The following is a 12,863-nucleotide window of genomic DNA, read 5'->3' as shown; positions in this document are numbered from 1 at the left end:
GGACTCCGTCGTGCGGAGTCCCGGCCCTGGCCGGCGATGGAAGGCGATGCGTCGCCCCAGGTCAGTCGGTCGCGAGGCCCTTCAGCTTCTTGGCGAACTTCGCGAGGCGCGCGCCCTGGTAGCGCGCGGCCTGGAGGACGTTCTCCTCCGGGGTGCCGTTCGCACCCGGGTGCGCCGTGCCGTAGGGGTTGCCGCCCGCCGCGTAGACCGACGGGTCGGTGTAGCCGGGGGAGACGATGACCGAGCCCCAGTGGTGGAAGGTGTTGTAGAGCGCGAGCAGCGTCGACTCGTTGCCGCCGTGCACGTTGTGGGCGCTGGTGAAGGCGGTCGCCGGCTTGTCGGCCATGCCGCCCTGCTGCCACAGGCCGCCCGAGGTGTCGATGAACTGCTTCAGCTGCGCGGCGACGTTGCCGAACCGAGTGGGAGTGCCGAAGGCGTAGGCGTCGGCCCACTCCAGGTCGTCGAGCGTGGCGATCTCGACGTCGCCCGTGGCGTCCACATGGGCGCGCCAGGCCGGGTTCGAGTCGATGGCGGCGTCGGGGGCGAGCTCGGGGACCCGGCGCAGCCGGACCTCCGCACCCGCCTTCTCGGCGCCTTCGGCGACGGCCTGGGCGAGCTCGTGCACGTTCCCCGTGGCCGAGTAGTAGATGACAGCAACCTTGACGGACATGTCGAGCCCCTTAAGCGGATTCCGTTCCGGTTCAACGGATCGAGCGTAAGCGGATACCCATCCACTTCGCAAGGGGAAGCCTCGAAGAACCGGATAGCGCTCCGTTATGCTCGAGTCACGGACGGACCGAGGGGGCTCGGGGCCAGGGCGAAGGGCAGGCGGACGACATGAGCACGGAGAAGAAGAAACCGGCGCAGGGGCCGGGACCGGGCGGACCCGAGCCGGTCCCCGGACTCCCCCTCTCCGGCACTCCCTCCGCCCCCGGGATCACCCTGCTCCCCACCGCCGGACGCGCCGCCCCCGAGCGCGCCGATGCCGCGCGCAATCGGCGCAAGATCCTCGACGCGGCGGCCCGGATCGTCGCCGAGGTGGGGCCGGAGGCCGTCACCATGAACCAGGTCGCCCACGCCAGCGGGATCGGCGTCGGCACGGTCTACCGCCGGTTCGGCGATGTCTCCCAGCTCCTGTGGGCCCTCCTCGACGACCGGGAACGGCAGTTCCAGGAGGCGTACATGGGCGGCCCGCCTCCGCTCGGCCCCGGCGCCCCCGCCGACGAGCGGCTGCATGCCTTCCTCGACGCCCTCGTCGACCGCGTCATCGAACAGCGCGAACTCCTGCTGGCCGCCCAGGCCGCCGCCCCCAGCGCGCGCTACACCAGCGGCGCGTACCTCGCGATGCACACCCATGTCGCGCTGCTGCTCTCACGGATGCGGCCCGAGGCGAACGGCGCGCTGCTCGCCCACCTCCTGCTCGCACCGTTCTCGCCGAGCCTGATGCACCACCTGTCGGTCGAGCGCGAGCTCTCGGCGGAGGAGCTCAAGGCGGGGCTCAACGCGCTGCTGAACCTGGGGGAATGAGCGCCGCGAGCCCGTCCAGGACGCGGGCGAGACCGAAGGCGTAGGCGTGGCCGGCGTCGTACAGGCCCTGGTACGCCACGGCCGACGCCTCTCCCACCCGGGTCGCCAGCGGGAAGCGCTCCGGGTCGAGCACCCGGGCCAGCAGCGGCTCGTGCGCGGCCCACCACTCGTGGTCGGACAGCACGCTCTCCCGCGCCACGGCCCGCGCGTCCAACTCCGTCCGCGCCATGGTCTGCACGAAGCCGAGGACATGGGTCAGCGCCGAGTCCATGGCCACGTCGTCGAGCCCCACGCCCTCGAAGGCGCCGAGCTCGTGCTCGTACTTGGTCATCACCCCCGGGCCGAGCGGCGGCCGGTGGACCCTGAGCTCCGCCAGCCACGGATGGCCCAGATACAGCGCGCGGTTGGCGTCGGCGACCGCCGTCACCCGCTCCCGCCAGGGCTCGTCCGCCGCGAAGGCCGCGCGCGGCATCCGCAGGAAGACCGCGTCCAGCATCAGATCGAGCAGCTCGGCCTTGCCCGGGACGTAGGTGTAGAGCGTCATGGGGGTCACGCCCAGGCGCTGGGCGACCGCGCGCATGGTGAGCGCGTCGAGCCCGCCCTCGTCGGCCAGACCGATCGCCGCGCCCACGACCGCGTCGACGGTCAGCCCCTGCCGAGGCCCCCGCCGTCCCCCCGGGACCGGCGAAGCGCCGTCCCGCCACAGCAGCTCCAGGGTCCGCGCCGGGTCCCCCTCCCCACTGCTCCGCTCCTTCGCCATGACACCCATTCTCGCAGGTCAGACCTCATACTCGTTACTTTGTACGCTGTATAGAGTAACGTGGTCCCGGTACGGGACCACCATCGGAGGGCGCACACATGACCACCCCCGCCGCAGCGGACAGCCACCACGTCATCCAGGTCCGCGGAGCCCGGGAGAACAACCTCAAGGACGTCTCCGTCGACCTCCCCAAGCGCCGTCTCACCGTCTTCACCGGTGTCTCCGGCTCCGGGAAGTCCTCGCTCGTCTTCGGCACCATCGCCGCCGAGTCGCAGCGCCTCATCAACGAGACCTACAGCGCCTTTCTCCAGTCCTTCATGCCGAGCCTCGGCCGGCCGGACGTGGACGGACTGCACAACCTCAGCGCCGCGATCGTCGTCGACCAGGAGCGGATGGGCGCCAACTCCCGCTCCACCGTGGGCACGGCGACCGACGCGTACACGATGCTCCGGATCGTCTTCAGCCGTCTCGGCACCCCGCACATCGGCACCTCGGGAGCCTTCAGCTTCAACCTGCCCGAGGGCATGTGCCCGCACTGCGAGGGCGTCGGCGAGGTCTCCGACATCGACGTCGACGAGCTCGTCGACCGGACCAAGTCCCTCAACGAGGGCGCCATCACCGTGCCGGGCTACGCCGTCGACTCCTGGATGTGGCAGATCATGGCCCACTCCGGTTTCTACGACCCCGACAAGAAGCTGGCCGACTTCACCGAGCAGGAGTGGGAGGACTTCCTCCACAAGCCGTCCTGCAAGGTGAAGGTCGGCTCCAACAACTTCACCTACGAGGGCCTGGTCCTGAAGCTCCAGCGCACGGTCCTCGCCAAGGACCGCGAAGCCATGCAGGCCCACATCCGGGCCTTCGTGGACCGCGCCGTCGTCTTCCGCACCTGCCCCGAGTGCGAGGGCACCCGGCTGACCCGGGCCGCGCTGTCCTCCCGCATCGACGGGGTCAACATCGCCGAGTGCTCGGCCATGCAGATCAGCGACCTGGCCGACTTCGTCCGCCGGATCGAGGACCCTTCGGTCGCCCCGCTCCTCGCGGGTCTGCGCGAGCTGCTCGACTCCCTCGTCGAGATCGGCCTCGGCTATCTCAGCCTGGACCGGGCCTCCGGCACGCTCTCCGGCGGCGAGGCGCAGCGCGTGAAGATGGTGCGCCACCTCGGCTCCTCGCTCACCGACGTCACCTACGTCTTCGACGAGCCCACCACCGGACTGCACCCGCACGACATCCAGCGCATGAACGACCTGCTGCTGCGGCTGCGCGACAAGGGCAACACCGTCCTGGTCGTGGAGCACAAGCCGGAGGTCATCGAGATCGCCGACCACGTGGTCGACCTGGGCCCTCGCGCGGGCTCGGCGGGCGGCGAGATCTGCTACTCGGGCGACGTGCCGGGTCTGCGCGCCTCCGGGACGCTGACCGGCGACCACCTCGCGCACCGGGCGAAGCTGCGCGCCGAGGTACGGCCCCGGACCGGCTCGCTCTCCATCGAGGGGGCGACCCAGCACAACCTCCGGAACGTGAACGTCGAGATCCCGACCGGCGTCCTGACGGTCGTCACGGGCGTGGCCGGCTCCGGCAAGTCGTCCCTCGTCCACGGCAACCTGCCGGGCCGTGAGGGTGTCGTCGTCGCCGACCAGTCCCCGATCCGCGGCTCGCGCCGCTCGAACCCGGCGACGTACACGGGAGTGCTCAACCCGATCCGCAACGCCTTCGCCAAGGCCAACGGTGTCAAGGCGGCTCTCTTCAGCGCCAATTCGGAGGGCGCGTGCCCGACGTGCAACGGGCTCGGTCTCGTCTACACCGACCTGGCGATGATGGCGGGCGTCGCCTCGGTCTGCGAGGAGTGCGAGGGGAAGCGCTTCACCGGTGAGGTGCTCTCCTACACCCTCGACGGCAAGAACATCCACGAGGTGCTGTCGATGTCGATCGAGGAGGCGTACGACTTCTTCACGGCGAAGGGCCAGGCGCGGACGATCCTCGGCCGGCTGAAGGACGTCGGCCTCGGCTACCTCCGCCTCGGCCAGCCCCTCAACACCCTCTCGGGCGGCGAGCGCCAACGTCTGAAGCTGGCGATCCACATGGCCGAGAAGGGCGCGATCTACGTCCTGGACGAGCCGACCACGGGCCTGCACCTGGCCGACGTCGACCAGCTCCTGGCCCTCCTGGACCGGCTCGTCGAGGCGGGCAACACGGTCGTGGTCATCGAGCACCACCAGGCGGTCATGGCCCACGCCGACTGGCTGATCGACCTGGGGCCGGGCGCGGGCCACGACGGCGGCAGCATCGTCTTCGAGGGCACCCCGTCCGAACTGGTCGAGAAGGGCGACACCCTGACGGCACGCCACCTGAAGGCGTACGTGGGCGCCTGAGCCGTGGCCGTGGGTGCGGGCCGGGCACGCCCCCCGCACCCACGGCACCCCAGAGGCCCACCGAACGTCCGCGGCATCCGTCCGCCCCTCGAAACGATCTGGACCCGGCCCTCCCCCGCGGCGCACCATCGGCCCCATGGCGACCTTCCTCATCCTCCACGGCTTCCAGAACCACCGACCGCCCGGCCACTGGCACCACTGGCTGGCCGGGGAGCTGCGGGCGCGCGGGCACGAGGTGCGCTACCCCCAGCTGCCCGAGCCGGACGCGCCCGTCCTGGACGACTGGGTGGCGGCGCTGCGCGCTCAGCTCCACCGTCCCGCCGAGGGCGAGTTCGTCGTGATCGCGCACAGCCTGTCCGTCCTACTCTGGCTGCGGGCCGCGTCGCCCGATGTCGACCGGGTCCTGCTCGTCGCCCCGCCCTCCCCCGCCGTGACGGCCTCGATCCCCGAGATCACCGCCTTCGCCGAGGGGCTCGACCTGGACGCCGTCCGGCTGAAGGCGCCCGCGCGGCTCGTGTACGCCGCCGGGGACCCGTACTGCCCCGAGGGCGCCGACGTGCACTACGGCACCCCGCTCGGCCTCGACATGGACGTCGTCCCCGGCGGCGCGCACCTCACCCCGGACTCCGGGTACGGGGAGTGGCCGTCGGTCCTCCGGTGGTGCGAGGACCCGGCGACGAGGCTCGGCCCCCGGTAGGGGGCGTGCGCCGGAGGGGCGAGCGCTCCGGGACCGCTTGACCGCATCGGGTGACCGGCCGTGCGCCCGCCGCACCCCGGAGAGACGATCGATCCATGACCACCGAGATCCACCTCGCCCAGCAGCCGGAGGCCGACGAGCTGCTCGGCCGCTCCCCGCTCGCCGCGCTCGTCGGCATGCTGCTCGACCAGCAGGTCCCCATGGAGTGGGCGTTCTCCGGGCCGTACACGATCGCCCAGCGGCTCGGCACGGACGATCTCGACGCGGGGCAGATCGCCGCGTACGACCCCGAGGCGTTCGGCGCGCTGCTCTCCGAGAAGCCCGCCGTGCACCGCTACCCCGGCTCGATGGCCAAGCGGATCCAGCAGCTGTGCCGGTTCCTCGTCGACGAGTACGGCGGTGACGCCGAGGCCGTCTGGGCGGACGCGGGGAGCGGGAAGGAGCTGCTGGCCCGGCTGAAGGCGCTGCCCGGTTTCGGGGTGCAGAAGGCCCAGATCTTCCTCGCGCTGCTGGGCAAGCAGTACGGCGTACGTCCCGAGGGCTGGCGGGAGGCGGCCGGCGCGTACGGCGACACCGGCTCGTACCGATCCGCCGCGGACATCACGGGACCGGAGTCGCTCGCCAAGGTCCGCGCCTTCAAGCAGGAGGCGAAGCGCGCCGCAAAAGCGGCCAAATCGGCGGAGAATTGACGGTTCCGAATGTCAATCCTGCTAAATGCGACATGAATTGCCGCGGATCTGTTCACAGGGAGCACCCGAGATCGCTAACTTCCCCTCAACCTCGTTCGTATCGGGAAGGACCTCTGTGAACGCATCCTCTCGCAGAGCCGCGGCCACCCTGGCCGCAGCCGCACTCGCTACCCCGCTCCTGCTGGCCGCCGCTTCCCCCGCCACCGCCACTCCGGACCCCGGGGCCAAGCCCGCCCGGGACGCCGCGCAGCTGGCGAAGAAGCTGGTCCGCGAGACGTCCGGCAAGGACGCCTACAAGCACCTGCAGAAGTTCCAGGCGATAGCCGACTCGGCCGGCGGTCACCGCGCGGCCGGCTCGCTCGGGCACGACGCCTCCGCGGCGTACGTGTACCAGCAGCTCAAGAAGGCCGGCTACAACGTCTCGTATCAGAAGTTCGAGTTCATCTACACCCAGACGCTGGCCGAGAAGGCCGCCGTGATCTCCCCGGCGGCCCGCGACATCCAGATCTCGGCGATGACGTACACGAAGTCGACGCCCGTCGGCGGCATCAAGGCCGACCTGGCGACGGTCCCGGTCGACGCCGACGGCACCACCGGCTGTGAGCCGGCCGACTTCGCCTCCTCGACCTTCACGGGCAAGGTCGCCCTGATCAAGCGCGGCGGCTGCACCTTCGCCGTGAAGCAGGAGAACGCCGCGGCGGCGGGCGCCGCGGGCGCGATCATCTACAACAACACCGCGGGTGCCCTCTCCGGCACGCTCGGCGACCCCGCGGCCGGGAAGATCCCGACCGGTGGCGTCACCCAGGCCGAGGGCGAGAAGCTCGCCGCCGACCTCGCCAAGGGCCCGGTGAACATCTCCTTCGAGATCCGCCAGCTCCAGGAGAAGCGCTCCACCAACAACGTCATCGCGGAGACGAAGGGCGGCAACGCGGCCAACACCGTGATGCTCGGCTCGCACCTCGACTCCGTGACCGCGGGCCCCGGCATCAACGACAACGGCTCCGGCTCCGCCGGTCTGCTCCAGGCCGCCCTGGAACTCGCCGAGTCGAAGGACAAGGTCCGCAACAAGGTCCGCTTCGCCTGGTGGTCCGCCGAGGAGAACGGCCTGCTCGGCTCCGAGCACTACGTCGCGAACATGAGCGAGCTGGACAAGAAGGAAGTCAAGCTCTACCTCAACTTCGACATGATCGCCTCGCCGAACTACGGCCTGTTCGTGTACGACGGCGACAACTCGGACAACGTCGGCGCGGGCGCCGGCCCTGAGGGCTCCGCCCAGCTCGAGCGCGACATCAACGAGTTCATGGACAAGCGCGGTCTCCCGCACGAGGGCACCGACTTCACGGGCCGCTCGGACTACGGACCGTTCATCGAGATCGGCATCCCGTCGGGCGGCACGTTCACCGGCGCCGAGGGCATCAAGACGGCCGCGCAGGCGGCCAAGTTCGGCGGTACGGCGGGTGTCGCGTACGACGTGAACTACCACGCGGCCGGTGACAACCTGTCGAACGTCAACATGACGGCCTTCGACGCCAACATCGACGTCATCGCCAACGCCGTGGGCACCTACGCCCACGACATCAGCTCCCTGCGCAAGCCGGTCGTCTCCGTCCCGACGGACGGCGACGCGGGCAGTGGCGGCGGCCTCCACGAGGACCACGGCCACGAGGTCACCGAGTAACACGACCTGCCGAACGCGGGCCCGGTCCCTTCGGGGGCCGGGCCCTACCTCTTCCGGCGCGCCGTGCCGAAGACCGAGCGGCTGATCTCGCGCCCCAGCTGCGTCCCGATCGACCGGGCCAGCGACTTGAAGACCCCGCTCCCCACCACCTGCTCGGCGAGCGACTCCTCCTCCTTCCGAGGCGCCCGCGTCGCCGTCCTCGCCGCCTCTGCCTCCTGCGCCTCCTGCGCCGCCCTCACCGCCGCCGCCTCCGCCGCCTGCTGCTCCGCCGTCAGCTTCTCGTACGCCGACTCCCGCTCCACCGCCTCCGCGTACCGCCCGTACAGCGGCGAGCCCTTCACCGCCGCCTCCAGTGCCGCCGGCTCGATCGGGCCCATCAGCGACTCCGGCGCCCGCAGCCGCGTCGCCGCCACCGGGGTCGGCGCGCCCGTCTCGCTCAGCACGGTCACCACCGCCTCGCCCGTCCCGAGGCCCGTCAGGACCTCCTCCAGGTCGTACGCCGACTTCGGGAACGTCCGTACCGTCGCCTTCAACGCCTTCGCGTCGTCCGGCGTGAACGCCCGCAGCGCGTGCTGCACCCGATTGCCCAGCTGCGCCAGCACATCGCCCGGCACGTCCTTCGGCGTCTGGGTCACGAAGAAGATCCCGACCCCCTTCGAGCGAATCAGCCGCACGGTCTGCGTGATCGACTCCAGGAACGCCTTCGACGCCCCGTTGAACAGCAGGTGCGCCTCGTCGAAGAAGAACACCAGCTTCGGTTTCTCCAGATCCCCGACCTCGGGCAGGTCGTTGAAGAGATCCGCCAGCATCCACATCAGGAACGTCGAGAACAGCTGCGGCTTGTCCTGCACGGCGGGCAGCTCCAGTACGGACACCACCCCGCGCCCGTCCGCCGCCGTCCGCAGGAACTCGGCCGTGTCGAACTCCGGCTCCCCGAAGAACCCTCCCGCGCCCTGCTGCTCGAACGCCGTGATCGACCGCAGGATCACCCCGGCCGTCACCGTCGAGAGCCCGCCGATCCCCTTCAGCTCCGGCTTCCCCGTGTCCGAGACCAGGAAGGCCACCACCGCCCGCAGATCCTTCAGATCCACCAGCTCAAGGCCCTTGGAGTCCGCGTAGTGGAAGATCAGGCCGAGCGACTGCTCCTGCGTCTGGTTCAGCTGGAGCACCTTCGACAACAGCACCGGACCGAAGCTGGTGACCGTCGCCCGCACCGGGATGCCGGGGCCGGTGCCCCCGAGCCCGTAGAACTCGCAGGGGAAGCCCTTCGCCGCCCACTCCTGACCCACCTGGCCGGCCCGCTCGCGTACCTTCTCGCCCTCCGCGCCCGGCGCCGAGATCCCGGAGACGTCCCCCTTGATGTCGGCGAGGAAGACCGGCACACCGTTCGCCGACAACTGCTCCGCGATGAGCTGAAGGGTCTTCGTCTTGCCCGTGCCGGTCGCGCCGGCGACCAGACCGTGGCGGTTGAGCATCGGAAGGGGGATACGGATCGACGCGTCCGGGTGACACGTCCCGTCCCACAGCAGCGCCCCCAGATCGAGCGCGGCCCCTGTGAAGGCGTACCCGGCCGCGATCTCGGTGGCCGGAGACCGCTCGCTCACGCTCATCAGAGGACCCCAATTCCCGTTTTGCCATGGTTTGCCCCAGCATCCCACTGCGCTCGCGTGGCTGCGCCGGGAGCCGCTTGCCCGGTAGGCTTTCCGTGTGATCTTCAAGCGCATCGGAAACGGCCGGCCGTATCCCGACCACGGCCGGGAAAGCACCCGGCAGTGGGCGGACGTCGCCCCGCGCCCGGTCCGCCTCGATCAGCTGGTCACCACCAAGGGCCAGCTGGACCTGGAGACGCTGCTCGCCGAGGACTCGACCTTCTACGGCGACCTCTTCGCGCACGTCGTGAAGTGGCGCGGCGACCTCTACCTCGAGGACGGACTGCACCGCGCCGTGCGCGCGGCGCTCCAGCAGCGGCAGGTCCTGCACGCCCGTGTCCTGGAAATGGACTAGCGCGGCCCGCAGTTCTGACCCGTTCGAGCGCTCTCCCCGTCCATCCGGACGCGATCACATGATCGTCAAGTATCCAACTCCGGCGGACGGCATTACGCTGCGTCCATGAGCATGCTCACTCCCCCCGGAATGGGCGGAAAGTACCGCATCACGGGCGACAAGTACCCCCGTATGCGCCGCCCTCGGCGTAGGCGCAGGATCGTCCTCGCGGCCGGGGCCGCCGTGGTCGTGCTTGGCGCGGCCGGGTGGGGGACCCTGCAGCTCGTCGACGTGTTCTCCGGCGGCGACGACACCAGGACCACAACCGCCCGCGGCGCCGACTGCAAGCCCGTCGCCAAGGCGACGACGGCTCCCGTCGCCGCACTGCCCAAGCCCGCTCAGATCACGGTGAACGTCTACAACGCGACCCCGCGCAGCGGTCTCGCGAAGTCGACCGCCGACGAGCTGAAGAAGCGCGGGTTCGTGATCGGCAAGGTCGGCAACGCGCCCGCCGCGTACGACAAGAAGGTGCCCGGCGCCGGGATACTGCTCGGCGCCCCCGGGGCCTCCAAGGGCGCGTTCACGGTCCTGGGCACCCAGCTGAAGGGCGCCACGACCAAGACGGACACGCGCGCGACGGCGGACGTGGACCTGATCATCGGGACGGCCTTCAAGAACCTGGACCCGAAGACGACGGCGGACGCGGCCCTGGTCGCTCTCAACAAGCCCAAGCCCGCGCCCACCGGTAAGTGCTGACGCCGTGACGAAGCCGCGTTCCGTACGGCGTCGACGCCGGACGGAACGCGACGCGCCGTACTAGTCGGCCGTGCCGTACATGCGGTCGCCCGCGTCGCCCAGGCCCGGGACGATGTAGCCGTTCTCGTTGAGGCGCTCGTCGACCGAGGCGGTCACCACGGTCACCGGCGTGCCCGCCAGCTCGCGCTCCATGATCTCGACGCCCTCGGGGGCGGCGAGCAGCACGACGGCGGTCACGTCGTCCGCGCCGCGCTTGATCAGCTCCCGGATCGCCGCGACGAGCGTGCCGCCGGTCGCCAGCATCGGGTCCAGGACGTACACCTGGCGGCCCGAGAGGTCCTCCGGCATCCGCGTCGCGTAGGTCGACGCCTCCAGCGTCTCCTCGTTGCGGATCATGCCGAGGAAACCGACCTCGGCGGTCGGCAGGAGGCGCACCATGCCGTCGAGCATCCCGAGGCCGGCGCGGAGGATCGGGACCACCAGCGGCCGCGGGTACGACAGCTTCACGCCCGTCGTGGGCGTCACGGGGGTCTCGATGTCGACCTGCTCGGTCCGCACGTCCCTGGTGGCCTCGTAGGCGAGCAGGGTGACCAGCTCGTCGGCGAGCCGGCGGAAGGTCGGGGAGTCGGTGCGCTTGTCGCGCAGCGTGGTGAGCTTGTGGGCGACCAGCGGGTGATCGACGACGTGGAGACGCATGACCCCAACAGTAGCCCGCACTGGCATCAACCCACGCCGTGGAGGGAAGGTGGTGGCACAGGACCCAGTCGTGGGGTGGTGTGGCCCATGCCCGACCCGGCAGAGTCGGCCGGCGCGAGAAGCGGCGAGAGGCCGCCGGAGACGGACGCGGAGCGCCGCAGGCGCCGCGCCCAGTTCCTGCGCGAGCTGCACGAGGCGAAGGCGCTGCGCGAGCGCGTCCAGCCCCGGCGCGCGCGGGCGGCCAGGATGCGTCAGGCCATGCGGATGCGCACCTTCCGCTGGTGACGGCCACAGCGCCCGACACCGCGTGTGCGCCCTCTGTGCGCCGGGGCCGTGCGCCGGTGCCGCGCGCCCACCCGTTCGCCGCCTCGATCAGACTGATGCACGACGCAAGAGCCGAAGACCTCTCCTGAAGCCGCTGTTTCTGCCACGATGCCGATTGGGCGGGGCATAAGGAGCGCGCCGCCGGATGGTCACACCTCTGATCAGTGGGAGAGTCACGGTGTACTTCGCCGCACTGCTCGCGCGCACCGAAGACGGGTGGGAAGCGAGCGACACAGAGCTCGACGATGTGGAGACCCTGTCGGACCTGACCGAACTGGCCCGTGAGGCCTCGGTCGACGACGACACGGTGATCGTCTTCATCGAGGAGGAGGACGCCTGGTTCGGGCTCCTCAGGATCGAGGGTGAGGACGACCCTCGCATCTACGTGTCGGACGGGGCGGCCGCCGCCCGCTCCTCGTACGGGGAGATCCTCACCAAGGAACTGCTCGGCGACGACCAGGACGGCGACGACGACGACCTGGACGCGCTCGACCTCGACGGTACGGAGGACGGCGAGCCTCTCGACCGCGGGGACGACGAAGAGGACTCGGGCACGGCAGCCGATGCCGTGCCGGCCGAACCGGTCGGTGACCGGCTGATCCTCGCGGATCTCGGCCTGTCCGAGAAGAGACTGCTGCTGCTGGAGAGCGACGCGCTGGCGGAGATCGCGGACGCGCTGGGCGCCGCGGAGGTGCTGGAGGCCGTTCGCTAGTGACGGAAGCAGCACCCGACCCCGTACGGGATCCCTGGCGGGAGACCATGCGGCTCGCCCTCGCGGAGGCCGAACAGGCCGTGCCGGCCGGTGACGTACCGGTCGGCGCGGTCGTGCTGTCCCCGGACGGCACGGTCCTCGCCGTCGGCCACAACGAGCGGGAGGCGACCGGCGACCCGACCGCACACGCCGAGGTCCTGGCCCTGCGCCGGGCCGCGGCGAAGACCGGGGAGTGGCGGCTGACCGGCTGCACGCTCGTCGTGACCCTGGAGCCCTGTGTGATGTGCGCCGGCGCGCTCGTGCAGTCCAGGGTCGACCGGGTGGTGTTCGGCGCGCTCGACGAGAAGGCCGGCGCCGCGGGTTCGCTCTGGGACCTCGTACGGGACCGACGGCTGAACCACCGTCCCGAGGTCGTCCAAGGCGTCCTCGAAGAGGAGTGCGCGGCGCAGCTCACGGCGTTCTTCCGCAGCCGCTGAACCCCGCTCCGACCTGCGAAGCGATACGGATTTCATCGCAGGGGCCTCTTTGGGCTAAGCTCTCTCTCGGTAGCGTGTCCGAGCGGCCGAAGGAGCTCGCCTCGAAAGCGAGTGTGGCGCAAGTCACCGAGGGTTCAAATCCCTCCGCTACCGCTTCGATCGAAGGGCCCGGTGCATCGCACCGGGCCCTTCGGCG

At 70.7% G+C, this 12,863-nt stretch carries 14 protein-coding genes and 1 tRNA gene; 11 read left to right on the top strand and 4 right to left on the bottom strand.

Going from position 1 to position 12,863, the window contains the following annotated elements; translation table 11 throughout:
- Positions 1–61: 61 nt before the first annotated feature.
- Positions 62–670 carry an NAD(P)H:quinone oxidoreductase gene (gene wrbA / locus ACFQ7Q_RS30010; RefSeq protein WP_383560444.1) on the bottom strand — a complete coding sequence of 203 codons (609 nt, stop codon included), beginning with the start codon at positions 668–670 and terminating at the stop codon, positions 62–64.
- Between the two features lie 167 nt (positions 671–837).
- Between wrbA and ACFQ7Q_RS30005 the strand changes: the two genes are divergently transcribed.
- Positions 838–1,527, top strand: a complete 690-nt coding sequence (locus tag ACFQ7Q_RS30005) for a TetR/AcrR family transcriptional regulator (RefSeq protein ID WP_383560442.1) — start codon at positions 838–840, stop codon at positions 1,525–1,527.
- Here the strand turns inward: ACFQ7Q_RS30005 and ACFQ7Q_RS30000 are convergent.
- Positions 1,499–2,287 carry a TetR/AcrR family transcriptional regulator gene (locus ACFQ7Q_RS30000; RefSeq protein WP_383560439.1) on the bottom strand — a complete coding sequence of 263 codons (789 nt, stop codon included), beginning with the start codon at positions 2,285–2,287 and terminating at the stop codon, positions 1,499–1,501. The genes ACFQ7Q_RS30005 and ACFQ7Q_RS30000 overlap by 29 nt on opposite strands.
- A 98-nt stretch (positions 2,288–2,385) precedes the next feature.
- On the opposite strand from ACFQ7Q_RS30000, the gene ACFQ7Q_RS29995 reads away from it, so the two are divergent.
- The 4 genes from ACFQ7Q_RS29995 (at position 2,386) to ACFQ7Q_RS29980 (ending at position 7,720) form a co-directional block, all read left to right on the top strand.
- A complete protein-coding gene (locus ACFQ7Q_RS29995; RefSeq protein ID WP_383560436.1) occupies positions 2,386–4,656 on the top strand; it encodes an ATP-binding cassette domain-containing protein in 2,271 nt (756 codons plus the stop codon).
- Between the two features lie 136 nt (positions 4,657–4,792).
- Positions 4,793–5,353, top strand: coding sequence for an RBBP9/YdeN family alpha/beta hydrolase (locus ACFQ7Q_RS29990; RefSeq protein WP_383560433.1), 561 nt, complete (start codon positions 4,793–4,795; stop codon positions 5,351–5,353).
- A 95-nt stretch (positions 5,354–5,448) separates the two neighbouring features.
- Positions 5,449–6,042, top strand: a complete 594-nt coding sequence (locus ACFQ7Q_RS29985; RefSeq protein WP_383560430.1) for an HhH-GPD-type base excision DNA repair protein — start codon at positions 5,449–5,451, stop codon at positions 6,040–6,042.
- A gap of 115 nt (positions 6,043–6,157) precedes the next feature.
- Positions 6,158–7,720, top strand: coding sequence for a M28 family metallopeptidase (locus ACFQ7Q_RS29980; protein WP_383560428.1), 1,563 nt, complete (start codon positions 6,158–6,160; stop codon positions 7,718–7,720).
- 44 nt (positions 7,721–7,764) lie between these two features.
- On the opposite strand, the gene ACFQ7Q_RS29975 is transcribed toward ACFQ7Q_RS29980, so the two are convergent.
- Positions 7,765–9,330 carry a helicase HerA-like domain-containing protein gene (locus ACFQ7Q_RS29975; RefSeq protein ID WP_383560425.1) on the bottom strand — a complete coding sequence of 522 codons (1,566 nt, stop codon included), beginning with the start codon at positions 9,328–9,330 and terminating at the stop codon, positions 7,765–7,767.
- Between the two features lie 97 nt (positions 9,331–9,427).
- Between ACFQ7Q_RS29975 and ACFQ7Q_RS29970 the strand changes: the two genes are divergently transcribed.
- Positions 9,428–9,724: a type II toxin-antitoxin system VapB family antitoxin gene (locus tag ACFQ7Q_RS29970; RefSeq protein ID WP_009067182.1), complete on the top strand. Its 297-nt coding sequence runs from the start codon at positions 9,428–9,430 to the stop codon at positions 9,722–9,724.
- Between the two features lie 105 nt (positions 9,725–9,829).
- Positions 9,830–10,459, top strand: coding sequence for a LytR C-terminal domain-containing protein (locus tag ACFQ7Q_RS29965; RefSeq protein WP_383560422.1), 630 nt, complete (start codon positions 9,830–9,832; stop codon positions 10,457–10,459).
- Between the two features lie 60 nt (positions 10,460–10,519).
- Here ACFQ7Q_RS29965 and upp read toward each other — a convergent pair whose 3' ends face one another.
- Complete coding sequence (upp, locus tag ACFQ7Q_RS29960) at positions 10,520–11,155, bottom strand: uracil phosphoribosyltransferase (RefSeq protein WP_260230861.1); 636 nt, start codon at positions 11,153–11,155, stop codon at positions 10,520–10,522.
- An 87-nt stretch (positions 11,156–11,242) separates the two neighbouring features.
- Here upp and ACFQ7Q_RS29955 point away from each other — a divergent pair, with 87 nt between their 5' ends.
- The 4 genes from ACFQ7Q_RS29955 (at position 11,243) to ACFQ7Q_RS29940 (ending at position 12,820) form a co-directional block, all read left to right on the top strand.
- A complete protein-coding gene (locus tag ACFQ7Q_RS29955) occupies positions 11,243–11,440 on the top strand; it encodes a hypothetical protein (RefSeq protein WP_383560419.1) in 198 nt (65 codons plus the stop codon).
- A gap of 217 nt (positions 11,441–11,657) precedes the next feature.
- Positions 11,658–12,191, top strand: a complete 534-nt coding sequence (locus ACFQ7Q_RS29950; protein WP_383560493.1) for a hypothetical protein — start codon at positions 11,658–11,660, stop codon at positions 12,189–12,191.
- A gap of 47 nt (positions 12,192–12,238) precedes the next feature.
- Positions 12,239–12,667, top strand: coding sequence for a tRNA adenosine(34) deaminase TadA (tadA, locus tag ACFQ7Q_RS29945; RefSeq protein WP_383560490.1), 429 nt, complete (start codon positions 12,239–12,241; stop codon positions 12,665–12,667).
- A 68-nt stretch (positions 12,668–12,735) separates the two neighbouring features.
- Positions 12,736–12,820: transfer RNA gene (locus tag ACFQ7Q_RS29940), tRNA-Ser, on the top strand.
- Positions 12,821–12,863: the final 43 nt, after the last annotated feature.

The sequence above is a fragment of the Streptomyces sp. NPDC056527 genome (assembly GCF_042794475.1).
In the GTDB taxonomy this organism is placed as follows: Bacteria; Actinomycetota; Actinomycetes; order Streptomycetales; family Streptomycetaceae; genus Streptomyces.
Note: the sequence above shows the minus strand (reverse complement) of the source record. Positions and strands in the feature narration are given on the sequence as shown.

Bases quoted from the DNA above. Each gene is read 5' to 3' on its own strand.
- upp (WP_260230861.1), bottom strand. From the start codon at position 11,155: ATGCGTCTCCACGTCGTCGATCACCCGCTGGTCGCCCACAAGCTCACC.
- ACFQ7Q_RS29975 (WP_383560425.1), bottom strand. From the start codon at position 9,330: ATGAGCGTGAGCGAGCGGTCTCCGGCCACCGAGATCGCGGCCGGGTAC.
- ACFQ7Q_RS29985 (WP_383560430.1), top strand. From the start codon at position 5,449: ATGACCACCGAGATCCACCTCGCCCAGCAGCCGGAGGCCGACGAGCTG.
- ACFQ7Q_RS30005 (WP_383560442.1), top strand. From the start codon at position 838: ATGAGCACGGAGAAGAAGAAACCGGCGCAGGGGCCGGGACCGGGCGGA.
- ACFQ7Q_RS29955 (WP_383560419.1), top strand. From the start codon at position 11,243: ATGCCCGACCCGGCAGAGTCGGCCGGCGCGAGAAGCGGCGAGAGGCCG.
- ACFQ7Q_RS30000 (WP_383560439.1), bottom strand. From the start codon at position 2,287: ATGGCGAAGGAGCGGAGCAGTGGGGAGGGGGACCCGGCGCGGACCCTG.
- tadA (WP_383560490.1), top strand. From the start codon at position 12,239: ATGCGGCTCGCCCTCGCGGAGGCCGAACAGGCCGTGCCGGCCGGTGAC.
- ACFQ7Q_RS29965 (WP_383560422.1), top strand. From the start codon at position 9,830: ATGAGCATGCTCACTCCCCCCGGAATGGGCGGAAAGTACCGCATCACG.
- ACFQ7Q_RS29990 (WP_383560433.1), top strand. From the start codon at position 4,793: ATGGCGACCTTCCTCATCCTCCACGGCTTCCAGAACCACCGACCGCCC.
- wrbA (WP_383560444.1), bottom strand. From the start codon at position 670: ATGTCCGTCAAGGTTGCTGTCATCTACTACTCGGCCACGGGGAACGTG.
- ACFQ7Q_RS29995 (WP_383560436.1), top strand. From the start codon at position 2,386: ATGACCACCCCCGCCGCAGCGGACAGCCACCACGTCATCCAGGTCCGC.